General features: G+C 69.6%; 14 protein-coding genes. 10 read left to right on the forward strand and 4 right to left on the reverse strand.

From position 1 onward, the window contains the following. The first annotated feature begins 226 nt into the window (after positions 1-226). Positions 227-2,314 (forward strand): acyltransferase family protein, encoded by a 2,088-nt coding sequence (locus ACFJIX_RS08085; protein ID WP_377159054.1) that lies wholly within the window; start codon positions 227-229, stop codon positions 2,312-2,314. A 115-nt stretch (positions 2,315-2,429) separates the two neighbouring features. Here the strand turns inward: ACFJIX_RS08085 and ACFJIX_RS08090 are convergent, their stop codons facing one another. Then, a complete protein-coding gene (locus tag ACFJIX_RS08090) occupies positions 2,430-4,427 on the reverse strand; it encodes a cation:proton antiporter (RefSeq protein ID WP_377159056.1) in 1,998 nt (665 codons plus the stop codon). 133 nt (positions 4,428-4,560) lie between these two features. Between ACFJIX_RS08090 and ACFJIX_RS08095 the strand changes: the two genes are divergently transcribed. The 3 genes from ACFJIX_RS08095 to ACFJIX_RS08105 all read left to right on the forward strand — a co-directional run bounded on the left by ACFJIX_RS08095 (position 4,561) and on the right by ACFJIX_RS08105 (position 7,398). Then, positions 4,561-5,172, forward strand: coding sequence for a hypothetical protein (locus ACFJIX_RS08095; RefSeq protein WP_377159057.1), 612 nt, complete (start codon positions 4,561-4,563; stop codon positions 5,170-5,172). 111 nt (positions 5,173-5,283) lie between these two features. Next, positions 5,284-5,868 (forward strand): hypothetical protein, encoded by a 585-nt coding sequence (locus tag ACFJIX_RS08100; protein ID WP_377159058.1) that lies wholly within the window; start codon positions 5,284-5,286, stop codon positions 5,866-5,868. A 258-nt stretch (positions 5,869-6,126) separates the two neighbouring features. Then, a complete protein-coding gene (locus ACFJIX_RS08105; protein WP_377159060.1) occupies positions 6,127-7,398 on the forward strand; it encodes a Glu/Leu/Phe/Val dehydrogenase in 1,272 nt (423 codons plus the stop codon). Between the two features lie 76 nt (positions 7,399-7,474). Here ACFJIX_RS08105 and ACFJIX_RS08110 read toward each other — a convergent pair whose 3' ends face one another. Together ACFJIX_RS08110 and ACFJIX_RS08115 are read right to left on the reverse strand one after the other, a co-directional pair. Beyond that, complete coding sequence (locus tag ACFJIX_RS08110) at positions 7,475-8,053, reverse strand: DJ-1/PfpI family protein (RefSeq protein ID WP_377159061.1); 579 nt, start codon at positions 8,051-8,053, stop codon at positions 7,475-7,477. A 69-nt stretch (positions 8,054-8,122) separates the two neighbouring features. Further along, positions 8,123-8,872, reverse strand: a complete 750-nt coding sequence (locus ACFJIX_RS08115; protein ID WP_377159063.1) for a phosphatase PAP2 family protein — start codon at positions 8,870-8,872, stop codon at positions 8,123-8,125. A gap of 162 nt (positions 8,873-9,034) precedes the next feature. Here ACFJIX_RS08115 and ACFJIX_RS08120 point away from each other — a divergent pair, with 162 nt between their 5' ends. From ACFJIX_RS08120 to ACFJIX_RS08145, 6 genes are read left to right on the forward strand one after another with little or no spacing between them, the layout of a single operon-like run. Next, positions 9,035-9,697, forward strand: coding sequence for a response regulator transcription factor (locus ACFJIX_RS08120; RefSeq protein ID WP_377159064.1), 663 nt, complete (start codon positions 9,035-9,037; stop codon positions 9,695-9,697). Next, the gene (locus ACFJIX_RS08125; RefSeq protein ID WP_377159065.1) at positions 9,694-11,031 is read left to right on the forward strand and encodes a sensor histidine kinase; all 1,338 of its coding nucleotides are present in this window, start codon (positions 9,694-9,696) and stop codon (positions 11,029-11,031) included. The genes ACFJIX_RS08120 and ACFJIX_RS08125 overlap by 4 nt, the downstream gene beginning before the upstream one ends. 30 nt (positions 11,032-11,061) lie before the next feature. Beyond that, positions 11,062-12,051 (forward strand): SIS domain-containing protein, encoded by a 990-nt coding sequence (locus ACFJIX_RS08130; protein WP_377159066.1) that lies wholly within the window; start codon positions 11,062-11,064, stop codon positions 12,049-12,051. 44 nt (positions 12,052-12,095) lie between these two features. Then, the gene (locus tag ACFJIX_RS08135) at positions 12,096-12,695 is read left to right on the forward strand and encodes a KdsC family phosphatase (protein ID WP_377161682.1); all 600 of its coding nucleotides are present in this window, start codon (positions 12,096-12,098) and stop codon (positions 12,693-12,695) included. Further along, positions 12,695-13,477: an LPS export ABC transporter periplasmic protein LptC gene (gene lptC, locus ACFJIX_RS08140; RefSeq protein ID WP_377159067.1), complete on the forward strand. Its 783-nt coding sequence runs from the start codon at positions 12,695-12,697 to the stop codon at positions 13,475-13,477. The genes ACFJIX_RS08135 and lptC overlap by 1 nt, the downstream gene beginning before the upstream one ends. Further along, positions 13,474-14,250 (forward strand): SDR family oxidoreductase, encoded by a 777-nt coding sequence (locus ACFJIX_RS08145; protein ID WP_377159069.1) that lies wholly within the window; start codon positions 13,474-13,476, stop codon positions 14,248-14,250. The genes lptC and ACFJIX_RS08145 overlap by 4 nt, the downstream gene beginning before the upstream one ends. 202 nt (positions 14,251-14,452) lie before the next feature. Here the strand turns inward: ACFJIX_RS08145 and ACFJIX_RS08150 are convergent, their stop codons facing one another. Beyond that, positions 14,453-14,971 (reverse strand): RNA-binding protein, encoded by a 519-nt coding sequence (locus ACFJIX_RS08150; protein ID WP_067280428.1) that lies wholly within the window; start codon positions 14,969-14,971, stop codon positions 14,453-14,455. Positions 14,972-15,186 lie beyond the last annotated feature (215 nt).

Genomic DNA, 15,186 nt, shown 5'->3' on the forward strand with positions numbered 1-15,186 from the left:
GTGTGGCGCAACGAAGGAAGCCGCACTGTCACGCAGGCGGCACCTCCCCGCAGCCGCCGCGACTCTGCTTTGGGCGCCCCGCGTCGTTGCAAATCCTCGCCATAGCTGGGCTATGGCTCCGGTTTGCGCCTAGCGGTGCATCCCAAAGCAGAGCCGCGGCGGCCGCGGGGAGTCGAGCTTCAGGAGCCACAATCGCGCGCTTTCCGTTGATTCATCTGATGCCTTGGTGACCAGCCTTTTTCCGACGCTTTTCCATCGCCCTCACGGTCCGCATGCGACCGGCGAAGTGCCGCTGCGCGACGACATCCAGGCACTGCGTGCGATCGCCGTGCTGTGGGTGCTGCTGTATCACGCGCAGATCCCCGGCGCGTCGGGCGGCTACCTCGGCGTCGACATCTTCTTCGTCATCTCCGGCTACCTGATCACCGGATTGATCCAGCGCGCGCTGCAGCGCGGCGACTTCTCCTTCCGCGCGTTCTACGGACGCCGCGCGCGGCGCCTGCTGCCGGCCGCGTACGTCGTGCTCGGCGTGACCCTGCTCGCGGCGCCATGGGCCCTCAACCGAACCGAACAGATCGACTTCGTCGGCCAGTTGCTCGGTGCGCTCGGCTTTGCGAACAACGTCGTGCTGTGGCGGCAGACAGGCTATTTCCAGGGCGCGTCCGACCTCAAGCCGCTGCTGCACTTCTGGTCGCTCGCGCTCGAGGAACAGTACTACCTCGTGCTGCCCGCATTGCTGGTCTTCAGTCCGGCGCGACTGCGGGCCGGCATGGCAATCCTCGTCACGGCGGCCAGCCTCGGCCTGCTGATCTGGTGGCAACCGATCGACGCCAGCGGCGCGTTCTACCTGCTGCCGACCCGCGCGTGGGAACTCGGCCTCGGATCGATCGGCGCGTTGATGAGCAGCAGGGGGCCGGGTACGGCGCCGCAGCCGCAGCCGATGAAGACAACGAAGGCGATGCAGACGATGCAGGCGGCGCTGCGATGGCTCGCATGGCCAGCCTGGGCCCTGCTCATCGCCGTTCCGACTGCGCCGCAGTGGTTCGGCGCCGCGCATCCCGGACCGGCGGCGCTGGTCGTCGGACTCGCGACCTTGGTCCTGCTCCTGCGCGAGCCCGCTCGCCTGCCGCGCGTGGCCGCGCCGCTGATCCGCATCGGCGACTGGTCCTATGCGCTGTACCTGGTCCACTGGCCGCTGATCGCGATCCTCCACAACGCCTGGGTCGGACTGAAGGCCGATCCGCAGGCGCTGATGGCTTGGCGACTGGGCGCGGTGCTGCTCGCGTTCCCCTTGGCGTGGGCGTTGCATCGCGCTGTCGAGCGGCCCGCCAAGGCGTTGCTCACGGGCCGTCGTGGCGCATGGATCCTGGGAACGGGGACGGCGTTGCTCGCGTTCGGCGGCATCGCGTTGGCACTGCACAAGCCGGCGCCGGGCGCGATCGATTTCGTCGAACTGCGCAAGGCCAACTACGGCCTGTCCGCCAACTGCGATGCCGAGGAGCCCTTCGACGGCCGCGAGGACTGCCGCACGCGCCCCGGCGCGCGCTGGATGGTCTGGGGCGACTCCTATGCGATGCACCTGGTGCCAGGACTTGTCCGCGTGGCCAGCGACCAGGGCCTGGTGCAGGCAACGAAGTCCTCGTGCGGGCCCTTCCCCGGCCTGACGCCGGTGCGGCCGGCGCTCGGCCGTGGCAACAGCTTCGCGTCGCCGTGGATCGAGCAGTGTCAGGCCTTCAACGCGTCGGTGCTGCGCTGGCTGGAGCGGCATCCGGAGATCGACACGGTCGTCCTGTCGAGCCTGCTGACGCAATACCTGGACGAGTCGAAGTACGAGCTCCAACGCACGCGCGGCGGCGAGCGCCTGCGAGGCGAAACGGCCATGCGCGCGGCGTTGCTCGACGACATGACGGCGACCGTGAAGCGGCTGAAGGCGATGGGCAAGCGGGTGATGGTGGTGGCGCCGCCGCCGTCGGCGCCGTTCGACATCGCGGGCTGCCTGGAACGTCGTCAAGCGCGTCGCTGGACGATCGGCGCGACGCCGGGTTGCGTGATCGACGAGCGCGACGACGAACGCCGGCGCGCTGCCGAGCATCGCTTCATCGCCGACCTGGCGAAGTCGGACGCGCGCCTGCCGGTCCTGCGCTTCGAGCCGCTGCTGTGCGACGGCAGGACGTGCCAGGTCGAGCGCGACGGCGTGCCGCTCTACCGGGACCAGGGCCACCTGAGCCATGAGGGCTCGCGCCTGCTGATGCCGGCGGTGATGTCCGAGTCACTCGGCGAGCGGCAGCTGGCCCTCCTCCGAAGTCCCCGGTAGCAAAACCGTCGAAGGACGGCCGTGGTTGGGGACGGGAGGGCATGGGGTTTCCGCGCTTGCCGCGGGGCCCCATGCCCTCGCGGCCAACGCCCCAGCCATTGCAGGCGGGCGGTCTTCAGCCCACCAACAACCCGTGTTCAGCGCGCGCGAGGGCTTCCGGCGTCCCCGACACGACGAGCGTGTCACCGCCCTGGAGCACCAGATCGTCGCTCGCGTCCTTCACCGCCCCATTGGGCCGGCGCACGAACACCACGCTGACGCCCCAGGCGACCAATCCGATCTCCCCGAGCGTGCGTCCTTCGAGGATGCTGGCCATGGGCAGGCTGATGGACTGGAGCCGGGCCTGGTCGCGTTCTTCGGAGGTGTCGTCGTCGGCGCCGTGGAAGTAGCCGCGGAGCAGCCCGTAGCGGCGATCCCGCGCATCCCGCGCGATGCGCAGCACCCGCCGCATCGGCACGCCGACGAGCGCGAGCGCGTGGCTCGCGAGCATCAGCGAGCCTTCGATCGCTTCCGGCACCACCTCGGTCGCGCCGGCGGCGCGCAGTTTCTCGAGGTCGGTGTCGTCGATCGTGCGCACGACCACCGGCACATGCGGCGCATGGCCGCGGACCTCATGCAACACCTTCAGCGCCGATGCCGTGTCGTGGTACGAGATGACCACCGCGCTCGCGCGTGTCAGGCCGGCGGCGATCAGGCTGGGCAGCCGTGCCGCATCGCCGAACACCACGCTTTTCCCCGCCGCAGCCGCCTGCCGCACGCGGTCCGGATCCAGGTCCAGCGCCATGTAGGGGATGTGCTCCGCCTCCAGCAGCGTCGCCAGGTTCTGCCCGCTGCGGCCGTAGCCGCAGATGATCACGTGCGCATCGGTCTTGATCGACTTCTTGGCGATGGTCGTCAGCTGCACCGACTGCAGCAGCCAGTCGCTCGCGGACAGCTTCATGACGATGCGGTTGCTGTGCTCGATGATGATCGGCGTCAGCAGCATCGACAGCACCATCGCCGCCAGCACCGGGCTGACCCACTGCGCGGCGATCAGGTTCTGCTGGGCGCCCAGTGTCAGCAGCACGAAGCCGAATTCCCCCGCCTGCGCGAGGTACAGGCCGGTGCGCAGCGCGACGCCGGTCGGCGCGCGGAACAGCTTGGCCAGTCCCGCCACGAGCACGAACTTCGCCAGCGTCGGCACCAGCGTCAGGATGATCACCAGCGGCCACTGGTAGACCAGCGTCTGCCAGTCCAGCCGCATGCCGATGGTGATGAAGAAGAGCCCCAGCAGCACGTCGTGGAAGGGCCGGATGTCCAGTTCCACCTGATGCTTGTATTCGGTCTCCGCGATCAGCATGCCGGCGACGAACGCGCCCAGCGCCAGCGACAGCCCCGCATGCTCGGTCAGCCAGGCCAGACCCAGCGTGACCAGCAGCAGGTTCAGCATGAAGAGCTCCTGGCTCTTGCGCCGCGCCACCAGCGTCAGCCAGCGGCGCATCAGGTGCTGGCCGCCGGTCAGCAGCAGCACCAGCAGCACGACCGCCTTCAGCGCGGCCCAGCCGAGCGATTCGATCATCTCCGCGCCGCTTCCGCCCAGCGCCGGGATCAGCACCAGCAGCGGCACGACGGCCAGATCCTGGAACAGCAGCACGCCGATCACGCGCCGGCCGTGTTCGCTTTCCAGCTCGAGCCGCTCGGACATCAGCTTCACGACGATGGCCGTCGAGCTCATCGCCATCGCCGCCCCGAGCGCCAGCGATCCCTGCCACCCGAGGTCCCAGGCCCAGCCCATCACGCCGAACAGCCAGCGCAGGAAGAGGTTGCCCGCCATCGTCCCGCCGATGGTCACGACCACCTGCAGCAGCCCCAGTCCGAACACCATCGACCGCATGCTGTGCAGCTTCGGGAGGTTGAACTCCAGGCCGATCACGAACATCAGGAACACCACGCCGAACTCGGCCAGGTGCTGCACGCCGGGCACGTCGCTGGCGAGCGCCAGCGCGTTCGGTCCGATCACCACGCCCACGACCAGATAGCCCAGGATGGGCGGCAGCTTCAGCGAACGGCAGACCACCACGCCCAGCACGGCGGCGATCAGGTAGATGAGTGTCAGGTCCAGCGCGGTGAGCATGGCGGCGATGGTACTGGGCCCCCACCCCGGGCGGTCCCGGTTGCGACAAGACTGAGGCTCGATATAGTTTGCGACTCGACGTCCGTCGCATTCCATACACACATCGGACGCGTTTCACGAGGGAGATCCACGCATGACTGCCATTGTCCGCGGCGCCAGCCTGGCGCGCGCGCTGGGCGCTTTCGCGCTCGCCATCGGCCTGACCGGCTGCATGAGCGTCTATGTCGACAACCGGCCGGCCGAAGTGCCGGCCAGCCAGTTCGCCAGACCCGCCGAACCGAAACCGGTCCAGCTGTTCTTCGAGTTCCAGACCAAGGGCGTGCAGAACCAGCAGGCCACCGCCCTGCTGAAGGGCCGCATCACGGACCAGGTCCGCACCAGCGGCGTCTTCAGCAGCGTGTCCGAGACACCGGTGGACGGCGGCGCGTCGCTCAGCATCGTGCTGGACAACGTGCCCACCTCCGACGACGCGTTCAGCAAAGGCTTCGTCACCGGGCTGACCTTCGGCCTGGTCGGCTCGCAGGTCGGCGACGGCTACCTCTGCACCGCGACCTACCGCGCGCCCGGCGCCGCCGAGCCCGTCGTCAAGAAGGCCCGCGGCATCCTGTGGGCCACCGTCGGCGCCAAGTCGTCGCCCGAGGGCGCGACCAAGGCCGACAGCATCGACGCCGCCATGACCCGCATCAGTCGCCAGGTCGTCAGCAATGTGCTGAACGACGTGACGCGCGATCCGGCGTTCCGCTGATCGCGCTGGATCGTGGTCGATCGCGGCTGATCGCCGCGGTCCTCCGCCTGTCCAGCTCCCCCCTTTCGTCCAGGTTCCTTTTCCCTTTCAAGTTTCGAGAAAGCACTTCCCATGACCTCGTTCCTGATCCGCGCCGCCCGCCTGACCGTCGTGCTGGCCGCCACCGCCGCGCTGACCGCCTGCGTGACCGCCAAGATGCCTGCGCCGTCGTCCAGTGCCGCCAATGTCGAGAAGCTGCGCGCCGCCAAGGCCGCGCCGTCGCAGGTGGGTACCTTCAAGCTCGCCGCCGGCAAGCCGGCCGGCATGGACACCGAACTCGGCGGCCTGCGTGGCTCGTCGATGCAGCCGTCCGCCGGCACGTTCTCGGGCCAGTTGCGCGATGAACTCGCCGCCGAACTGAAGGGCGCCGGCCTGCTCGATCCGAACAGCCCGGTCGTCATCGACGGCGAGCTGACCGACAGCCGCGTCGACGCCGCCATCGGCACCGGCACGGGCCGCCTGGCCGCGCGATTCGTCGTCAAGCGCAACGGCCAGAAGGTCTTCGACAAGGAACTGGCCGCCGAGTCGAGCTGGGAGTCCAGCTTCGTCGGCGCGACCGCCATCCCGCTGGCGATCAACCAGTACGGCGCGCTCTACAAGTCGCTGATCGGCAAGCTGCTCGACGACGCGGAGTTCCGCGCCGCGATCAAGGGCTGATCACCGCCCGTCGATCTCGCGCCGGCTGACGGCGCGCGCTGAACAGGCCCTGCGGGGCCTGTTTTTCATGGCGCGGGCCGGAGACGATCACGCCGCGGTCTCGCCCGAAGGGGCTTGGCTTTGGTCATGTCCGAGGCGCAAACTAGCCCCCTTATGCATGGGGCGCATGCCCGCATGTGCACTCGGCTTTGCCGCACGTGGCGGACGGGCAGGGCTTCGGGGTACCGTTCGCGCCACCGAAAAGTTACGGAGCATTTCATGCCCAACCTGTCTTTCGTTTCCCCCACGCGCAACAGTCCCTGGGGCACCTACCTGTCCCAGATCGACGCCGTCGAGCCCTACCTGGGCAAGCTGGCCCGCTGGGTGGAAACGCTGCGTCGCCCCAAGCGCGCGCTGATCGTGGACATCCCCATCGAACTCGACAACGGCACCATCGCCCACTTCGAGGGCTACCGTGTCCAGCACAGCCTGACCCGCGGTCCCGGCAAGGGCGGCGTGCGCTACCACCCGGACGTCACGCTGGAAGAAGTGATGGCGCTGTCGGCCTGGATGACGGTCAAGAACGCCGCGGTCAACCTGCCCTACGGCGGCGCGAAGGGCGGCATCCGCCTGGACCCGAAGACGCTGTCGCTGAAGGAGCTGGAGAAGGTCACCCGCCGCTACACCAGCGAGATCGGCATGATCATCGGCCCGACGCAGGACATCCCCGCGCCTGACGTGAACACCAACGGCCAGATCATGGCCTGGATGATGGACACGTACTCGATGAACGTCGGCGCGACCGCCACCGGCGTCGTCACCGGCAAGCCGATCGCGCTGGGCGGCTCGCTCGGCCGCGTGGCCGCCACCGGCCGCGGCGTGTTCGTCGTCGGCCGCGAAGCGATGCGCCGCCTGAACGTGAACCTGGAAGGCGCGCGCGTCGCCGTGCAGGGCTTCGGCAACGTGGGTTCCGTGGCCGCGAAGATGTTCGCCGCCAATGGCGCCATCATCGTCGCGGTGCAGGACCACACCGGCACGATCCTGAACGAGAACGGCCTGGACATGACCGACCTGCTGGACCACGTGGCCCGCACGGGCGGCGTGGGCGGCTTCAAGGGCGCCGACCGCATCGACAACGAGAACTTCTGGGACGTGAAGTCGGACATCCTGATCCCGGCCGCGCTGGAAGGCCAGATCACCGGTGAACGCGCCAAGCGCGTGCAGACCCGCGTGGTGATCGAAGGCGCGAACGGCCCGACGACCCCGGACGGCGACGCCGTGCTGGCGGACCGCGGCATCATCGTCGTCCCCGACGTGATCGCCAACGCGGGCGGCGTGACGGTCTCCTACTTCGAATGGGTGCAGGACTTCTCGTCGTTCTTCTGGACCGAAGACGAGATCAACGTCCGCCTGGACAAGATCCTGGTCGGCGCGTTCAAGGGCATCTGGGATACCGCGGAACAGCACAAGATCCCGCTGCGCACGGCCGCCTTCACGGTGGCCTGCACGCGGGTGCTGGAAGCGCGCGAAGAGCGCGGGCTGTACCCCTGAGCCACCGACCGCGGTTTCTCGCGGTTTCTCGCGGTTACGGGACGAACGGGCGCCTCTGGCGCCCGTTTTTCTTTTCCTAGTGCGTGATCTTCGTGCCGAGCACTTGCAGGAACTGCGCAATCCAGGCGGGATGCGCGGGCCAAGCCGGCGCGGTGACGAGCTTGCCGTCAGTGACCGCCTGGTCGACCGGAATGTCGGCGTAGCTGGCGCCAGCCAGCTCGACCTCCGCGGCGCAGGCCGGATAGGCCGAGACCTTCTTGCCACGGATGATGCCGGCCGCGGCCAGCAACTGAGCGCCGTGGCAGATCGCGGCGATGGGCTTGTCGGTCTTCGCGAAGTGCTGCACCAGCGGCAGCACGCCCGGCATCGTGCGCAGGTACTCCGGCGCCCGTCCGCCCGGGATCACGAGCGCGTCGTAATCCTCCGGCTTGATGTCGTCGAAGCTCGCGTTCAACGTGAAGCGGTGACCCGGCTTCTCCGAGTAGGTCTGCGCGCCCTCGAAATCATGGATCGCCGTCAGCACGAAGTCCCCGGCCTTCTTGCCGGGGCAGATCGCGTGGACCTGGTGACCCACCGCCTGCAGCGCCTGGAACGGCACCATCAGCTCGTAGTCCTCGACGTAGTCGCCGGCCAGCAGCAGCAGCTTCTTGCCCATCGCATCTCTCCAGAGTCGTTGCAGGAGCGCCGATTCTGGAAGGCCGCGATCGTCAGGGCCATGAATCCGTCATGTACCCGCGTCGGCGTCGCGGACTCGCAGCCAGGGCACGGCGAGGACCGCGAGCGTCCAGCAGATCCAGGCGGTCCACATCGTGTGGCTCGGGTAATGCGCGCCGCGCGCCATCTGCGCGAAGCCGTAGAGCACGCCCATCGTCAGCACCGCGCCCAACGCGAACCGCGCCTGTCGCGGATAGGCGCGACGCAGCATGAAGAACAGGCTGAAGAAGGCAAAGGCGGAGCTCGCATGCCCCGAAGGGAAGCAATGACCCGGGCCGCCGTCCCGCACGCCGAAGTGCCAGTGCGACACGTAGTGCGCCACGCCGCCGAACTCGGCCAGGTCCCAGGGACAGCTGGTCGTGCTGCCCTGCTTCATCAATGGAATGACGATCAGGCTGACGGCCGTCAGTACCACCGCGCCCCAGCGTTCACGGCGCGTGAGTCCGGGCCACAGCGGCCGGACCGCGTTGATCACCAGCATCACGGCCAGGCCGGTGGCGACCCAGCGTCCGCCTTGATGCAGCAGGCCCGAGGTCAGCCAGTGATCGCGCAACGTGAAGCCATGCGCGTCCGCGAACAGCCGCACGACCGTGAGGTCCCATCCGGCGGCGTCCCACAGCAGCAGCGCTGCCAGGCCGGCCAGCGCGACGAGCCATCCGCGCCGCAGCGCCGGCAGCGACATCGCCCCGACGGGCGACAGGACCGGCGCCGAGGTCGAGCCGGCGCCGAGCTGGAGGGAGGACAGGGGATGCGGCTTCACGGGACGCAGTGGGCGCGCCGGCACTGAAGTCGCCCTGAAGCCAAGCTGAAGGCCGGCTGAAGACCCCCGCCGTTTCGCACATCGGCGGGGGTGCTCGCGCGCCGCCCCGGCGGCTGCTATCTTTCCCGCTCGCCGACCCGGCCTGAAGGCCGCCCCCACGCCATGCGACTGCTGCTGCTCGAAGACGACGAACTCCTGGGCGAGGCCCTGCGCGACTTCCTGCGCGCCGAGGGTCACACGGTGACCTGGGCCCGTCGACTGTCGGAGGTGCTGCCCCGCCAGCACGAGGAATTCGAGGCGCTGCTGGTCGACTGGCAGCTCCCGGACGGCTCGGGCCTGGACTGGCTGCGCGGACTGCGCCAGCGCGGCGTGTCGACCCCGGCGCTGATGCTGACCGCGCGGGACCTGCTCGCCGACCGCCTGCAGGGCCTGGACGGTGGCGCCGACGACTACCTGGTCAAACCCTTCGCGCCGGAGGAGCTCGCCGCCCGCCTGCGCGCGGTCAGTCGCCGCCATGTGGGCGCGAGCAGCTCTCAGCGGCGTCATGGCGATGTGGTGCTGGATCTGGCGGCCAAGCGCGCGACGCGCGACGGCCATGCGGTCGAATTGACCGCCCGGGAATGGGCGGTGCTGGAGGCGCTGGCGCAGCGCGCCGGCCGGTTGTATCCGAAGCGCGATCTCGAGCTGCAGGTGCTCGGCGACGACGCCGAAGTCCTGAGCAACGCGCTGGAGGTCCATGTGTCGAGCCTGCGCCGCAAGCTCGGCCGGGAACTGATCGAGACCGTCCGCGGCCTGGGCTACCGGCTCGGGCCGGAGGCCGCGTGAAAGTGGCCGTGAACGTGGCCGTGAACGCGCCCCCGGGACCACGCCGACCGTCGATCGCCGGCCGCCTGGCGCGCCAGCTCCTGATGATCTCCGCCTTCTGGGCGCTGCTGGCGGGCGTCAGCGTCTGGCTGGTCGTGCAGGAGGAGGTGGACGAGCTGCTCGACGAGACGCTGCAGGCGTCCTCGCAAGTGCTCGGACAGCTGCTGCGCCAGGGCAGCGCGATGCCGGCCGAGATCGCCGACAGCGATGACCTCAGCACCCACTTCGCCTGGCAGCTGGTGGGCTCGGACGGCGCGCTGCTGCATCGCTCGCCGCTGGCGCCGGTGAACGCCTGGAAGCTGCCGCCCGGCTTCAGCGACTGGAAGGACGACGGCACCGATGGCGATGACTGGCGCGTCCATGTGCGTCCGCTGCCGACGGTCGCCGGGTCGGGCTGGCTGATGGTCGCGCAGACCAGCGCCGAGCGGACGGAAGTGCGCAGCCGCGTCGGGCTCGCGAGCGCCTTCTCGGCCCTGCTGGTCGGTGGCCTCTGCATGATGTGGATGAACCGGCGCGCGCGCGCCGAGCTGGCGCCGCTGGCCGAGCTGTCCCGCGCGCTCGCCGACTACGACCCGCTCGACACGCGCCAGCTGCTGCCCGAACAGCACCGCCAGGAACTGGCCGGGATCCGTGCCGCGGTGCTCGACCTCGGCCAGCGCCTGGCGCAACGCGTGGCCAACGAGCGCGCCTTCAGCGCGCACGCGGCCCATGCGCTGCGCACGCCGCTCGCGGGCATGGATGCGCAGCTCGCGATGGCGCTGCGCGAGGCCCCGCCCGAATCGCGCGCCCGGCTGCAGCGCACCCGCGAGGCCGCCGACCGGCTGCGTCGCGTCGTGACCGCGCTGCTGACGCTGTTCCGCACCGGCATGAGCCTGCGCTGGCAGCGCCTGGACCTGATCGAGCTGCTGGCGATGCTGCCGCTGCCGGACGGCCTCGAACTGGATCTGCCGGAGGACGAGGCCGGCATCGACGCCGACCCCGACCTGCTCGCCGCCGCGCTGATCAACCTGCTCGACAACGCCTGGCGCCATGGCGCGTCGCGGGTGCAGCTGCGGCTGCACCGCCAGCCCGACGGTGGCCTGCTGCTGCAACTCACCGACGACGGCGAGGGCGTGGCCGACTGGCAGCGCGTGGATCTCAACGACGCGCTGGAGCGCCAGCAGTACGAAGGCCGCATGGGCCTGGGGCTGATGATGGCCGACCTGGTGTCGCGCGCCCACGGCGGCGACCTGCGCCTGCCCCCCGTGGACGGGGGCTTCGGCGTGGCGATGCGGCTGGGTCCGGCGCCGGACTGAATCGACCCCGGCGGCTACACTTTCGCCCTTATGACGACCCATGCCGCCCTCACCCATTCCCGCGCGCTCGACGTGGCCCGCGCGGCCTTGAAAGTCGAGGCCGACGCGCTGCTCGCGCTCGGTCCGCGCCTCGGCGAGTCGTTCGAGCAGGTGGTCCGGACGATCCTCGACAGCGCCGGTCGTGTCGTCGTGATGGGCATGGGCAAGAGCGGCCATGTGGGCCGCAAGATCGCCGCCACGCTGGCGTCCACGGGCACGCCGGCCTTCTTCGTCCATCCGGGCGAAGCCAGCCACGGCGACCTCGGCATGGTCACCCCCGGCGACATCGTCCTGGCGCTGTCCAACTCCGGCGAGAGCGACGAGCTCAACGCCATCATCCCGGTGCTCAAGCGCCTGGGCGTCACGCTGATCGGCATGACCGGCGGCTTGTCGTCGTCGCTGGCCAAGCATTCGAACTTCGTGCTGGACTCGCGGGTCGAGCAGGAGGCCTGCCCCCTCAACCTCGCACCGACGGCGAGCACCACTGCGCAGATCGCGCTCGGCGACGCGCTGGCCGTGGCGCTGCTCGACGCCCGCGGCTTCCGCGCCGAGGACTTCGCCCGCTCGCACCCAGGAGGCTCGCTGGGCCGCCGCCTGCTGACGCACGTGCGCGACCTGATGCGCAGCGGCGATTCGCTGCCCCGCGTGAGCGCGGAGATGCCGCTGCTCGACATGATGCGGGTGATGTCCGACAAGGGCCTGGGCTGCGCCGTGCTGGCCGATGCCGACGGCCAGGTCGGCGGCATCTTCACCGACGGCGACCTGCGCCGTCTGATCGAGCGCGGCACCGACCTGCGTGGCCTGACCGCCGGGCAGGTGATGCATCCGAATCCGCGTACGGTGGCCGCCGACGCGCTCGCCGTCGTCGCGGCCGACCTGATGGAGCAGGCGCGCATCACGCTGGTCCTCGCCGTCGACGACGAGCAGCGCCTCGTCGGCGCGATCAGCATCAACGACCTGATGCGCGCGAAGGTGATCTGATGAGCGGCACGCCTTCCTACACCCCGGGCAATCCGGCAGCGGCGATGCCGGCCGTGGTGCGTGAACTCAAGCCCGCGCTGTCCTTCCCCCCCGAGCTGCTGCTGAAGGCGCAAGGCCCGGCCCTCGGGCTCAAGGCCGCGATCTTCGACGTCGACGGCGTGCTGACCGACGGCCGCATCTACCTGAGCGAGGCGGGCGAGACGATCAAGGCCTTCGCCACGCTCGACGGCCATGGCATGAAGCTGTTGGCGCAAGGCGGCATCGTGCCGATCGTGATCACCGGTCGCGACTCGCCGGCCGTGCGGCGCCGCGTGGCCGACCTCGGCCTGCCGCACGCCGTCTACGGCGCGAAGAACAAGCTGGCCGCGGCGCAGCCGCTGCTTGACCAGCTGGGCCTGCACTGGGACGAGGTCGCCGCGATCGGCGATGACTGGCCCGACCTGCCGCTGATGGTGCGCGCCGGCTTCGCGTGCGCGCCGGCACAGGCCCATGCCGAGGTGAAGGCGGTGGCGCATCATGTCACCGCCACCGCCGGTGGCCACGGCGCCGCGCGCGAGTTCTGCGACCTGCTGCTGATGGCTGCCGGCCAGTACGCGAAGCTGCTGCACGGCCACCTCGAGACGCTGGACGGGAGCGGGCACTGATGGCGGCACTCGTTCCGCCGCCGACCGCCCCGCGCCGTCGCGCCCAGCCGCTGCTGTGGCGCCTGCAGTCGATGCTGGCCAACTACGTGCCGCTGCTGCTGATGGCGATGCTGGCGGGCTTCACCTGGTGGCTCATCAAGAACACGCCGCAGCTCGAGGCGCCGCGAGAGAAGGCCGCGCCCAAGCATGAGCCGGACTACCGGATGAACGGCTTCGAGGTGCAGCGCTTCAGCAGCGACGGCCGGCTCACCGGCCGGATCATCGGCACCGAGATGCGCCATTACCCGGACAACGACACGCTGGAGATCGATACGCCGCAGCTGCGTGCCTACGGCAAGCTCGACGAGCTGCTGGTCGCCGACGCGCAGCGCGGCGTGTCCAACGGCGATGGCAGCGAGGTGCAGCTGCTCGGCGACGTGAAGGTCAAGCGTTATCCCAACGGCGATACGACGAAGCCGCCGGACCTGGAGCTCTATGGCGAGTTCCTGCACGCCTTCGTGCCGCAGCAGCAGATCCGATCCCACCTGCCGGCGCGGGTGGTCGGCATGGGCGGCGAGATGCAGGTGAAGAGCTTCGTCTACGACCAGCTGACCGGTCGCCTGACTTTCAGCGGCGGTGGTCGCGCGACCTTCGCCGCGCAGCCCGGCGCGCGCCCGTCCCTGCAGCCCGCCAAGGCCGCCGCGAAGGCTGCCGGCACTGCCGCGACCAGCGCTGTCGCCAAGCCGGCTGCCAGACCGGCCGCGGCTGCTTCCGGCACCGCGACCTTCAGCAGCAAGCCATGACCCGACTTGTCTACATCACCGGTGCCTCCAGCGGCATCGGTCAGGCGCTCGCGCTGCAGTACTACCGCGAGGGCTGGCACCTGGCGCTGGTGGCGCGCCGCGTCGAGGAACTGGCTGCCTGGGCCGAGCAGCAGCGGCTGGAGCCGTCGCGCTGGCGCGTGTACCGCGCCGACGTCAGCGACGTCGAGGCCATCGCGGCCACCGGTCGCCGTTGCATCGCCGAGCAGGGCCTGCCCGACGTCGTCATCGCCAACGCCGGCATCAGCATCGGCATGGACACGGCGATCTACGAGGACCTCGCGGTGATGCAGCGCCTCTACGCCACCAACAACATCGGCCTGGCCGCGACCTTCCATCCCTTCGTCGGCCCGATGCGGACGCGCCGCAGCGGCACGCTGGTGGGCATCGCCAGCGTCGCGGGCATCCGGGGACTGCCAGGACATGGCGCTTACTGTTCCAGCAAGGCCGCGGTGTTCAGTTATTGCGAGAGCCTGCGCGGAGAATGTCGGCCCGATGGCGTCAAGGTCGTGACGATCGCGCCGGGGTATGTCGATACTCCGCTGACGCGCGAGAACCGGTATGGCATGCCCTTCCTGATGCAGCCCGAGGACTTCGCGCGCAAGGCTTATTCGGCCATCGCGGCGGGCGCCAGGGTTCGATTCATACCGTGGCAGATGGGCGTCGTCGCCCGTGTCATGCGACTGCTGCCGGGCGCGGTTTTCGACCGCCTGCTGGCGGGGCGTCCGCGCAAGCATCGGCAGGGCGAGACCTGACCCCGCTTCACTCCACGGCTGCTGGCCCTCACCCCCAACCCTCTCCCGCAAGCGGGAGAGGGGGCAAGACAAGACCTGGCATTGCTGGGCATCTGCTGGTCTGCTGGGAGGGTGATCAAAAGCTGATCACCAAAAGAAAAAGGCGCTCCGAGGAGCGCCTTTCTCATTGCAAGGCGGGATGAACCCGCCTGCCGTGCGTGGCTCAGTAGCCGCCGCGACCGCCGCCGTAGCTGCCGCCGCCGCCACCACCGTAGCCGCCACCGCCGCCGCCGCCGTAACCGCCGCCGCCGCTACGGCCACCGCCGTAACCGCCGCCGCCGCCACTGCGACCACCGCCGCCGCCACCACCGTAGCCGCCGCCACCACCGCCGCCGTAGCCGCCGCCACCGCTGCGACCACCGCCGCCGCCGAAGCCGCCGCCACCGCTGCGGCCACCGCCGCCGCCGAAGCCGCCACCGCCGCCCGGACGGTCTTCGCGCGGACGAGCCACGTTGACCACGATCGCGCGGCCGTCGAGGGCCTGACCGTTCATGCCGTTGATGGCAGCCTGCGCTTCATCGTCCGTCGACATTTCCACGAAGCCGAAGCCCTTGGAACGTCCGGTCTCACGATCCATCATGACCTTGGCGGAAATGACGGTGCCGAATGGCGCGAATGCCTCCTGGAGCGACTCGTCTCGCACGCTGTAAGCGAGGTTGCCCACGTATAGCTTGTTTCCCATGGGGGAAGCCCTTTCAAAACCAAATAACCCAATGTGCTGCTTCAACCCATCGTGAACCACTCATACGAAGGCGCTGCATTCAGGCGATCCGATTATGTGTGACAGGATTGGCGGTTCGCAACGCGTCAAGCTGGTTGTTGTTTTTCAGCCGATGCGCGCAAACCCCGAGCAGTGTCAGAGGCGCTCGACGATCTCCGCCTCCGGCGTCTTGGTGG

The organism is Roseateles sp. UC29_93 (genome assembly GCF_042695725.1).
Lineage (GTDB): Bacteria > Pseudomonadota > Gammaproteobacteria > Burkholderiales > Burkholderiaceae_C > Roseateles > Roseateles noduli_A.

Excerpts from the sequence above, each read along its gene's own strand:
- ACFJIX_RS08105 (WP_377159060.1), top strand. The coding sequence starts at position 6,127 with ATGCCCAACCTGTCTTTCGTTTCCCCCACGCGCAACAGTCCCTGGGGC.
- ACFJIX_RS08150 (WP_067280428.1), bottom strand. The coding sequence starts at position 14,971 with ATGGGAAACAAGCTATACGTGGGCAACCTCGCTTACAGCGTGCGAGAC.
- ACFJIX_RS08120 (WP_377159064.1), top strand. The coding sequence starts at position 9,035 with ATGCGACTGCTGCTGCTCGAAGACGACGAACTCCTGGGCGAGGCCCTG.
- ACFJIX_RS08090 (WP_377159056.1), bottom strand. The coding sequence starts at position 4,427 with ATGCTCACCGCGCTGGACCTGACACTCATCTACCTGATCGCCGCCGTG.
- ACFJIX_RS08095 (WP_377159057.1), top strand. The coding sequence starts at position 4,561 with ATGACTGCCATTGTCCGCGGCGCCAGCCTGGCGCGCGCGCTGGGCGCT.
- ACFJIX_RS08145 (WP_377159069.1), top strand. The coding sequence starts at position 13,474 with ATGACCCGACTTGTCTACATCACCGGTGCCTCCAGCGGCATCGGTCAG.
- ACFJIX_RS08100 (WP_377159058.1), top strand. The coding sequence starts at position 5,284 with ATGACCTCGTTCCTGATCCGCGCCGCCCGCCTGACCGTCGTGCTGGCC.
- ACFJIX_RS08135 (WP_377161682.1), top strand. The coding sequence starts at position 12,096 with ATGCCGGCCGTGGTGCGTGAACTCAAGCCCGCGCTGTCCTTCCCCCCC.
- lptC (WP_377159067.1), top strand. The coding sequence starts at position 12,695 with ATGGCGGCACTCGTTCCGCCGCCGACCGCCCCGCGCCGTCGCGCCCAG.
- ACFJIX_RS08130 (WP_377159066.1), top strand. The coding sequence starts at position 11,062 with ATGACGACCCATGCCGCCCTCACCCATTCCCGCGCGCTCGACGTGGCC.
- ACFJIX_RS08110 (WP_377159061.1), bottom strand. The coding sequence starts at position 8,053 with ATGGGCAAGAAGCTGCTGCTGCTGGCCGGCGACTACGTCGAGGACTAC.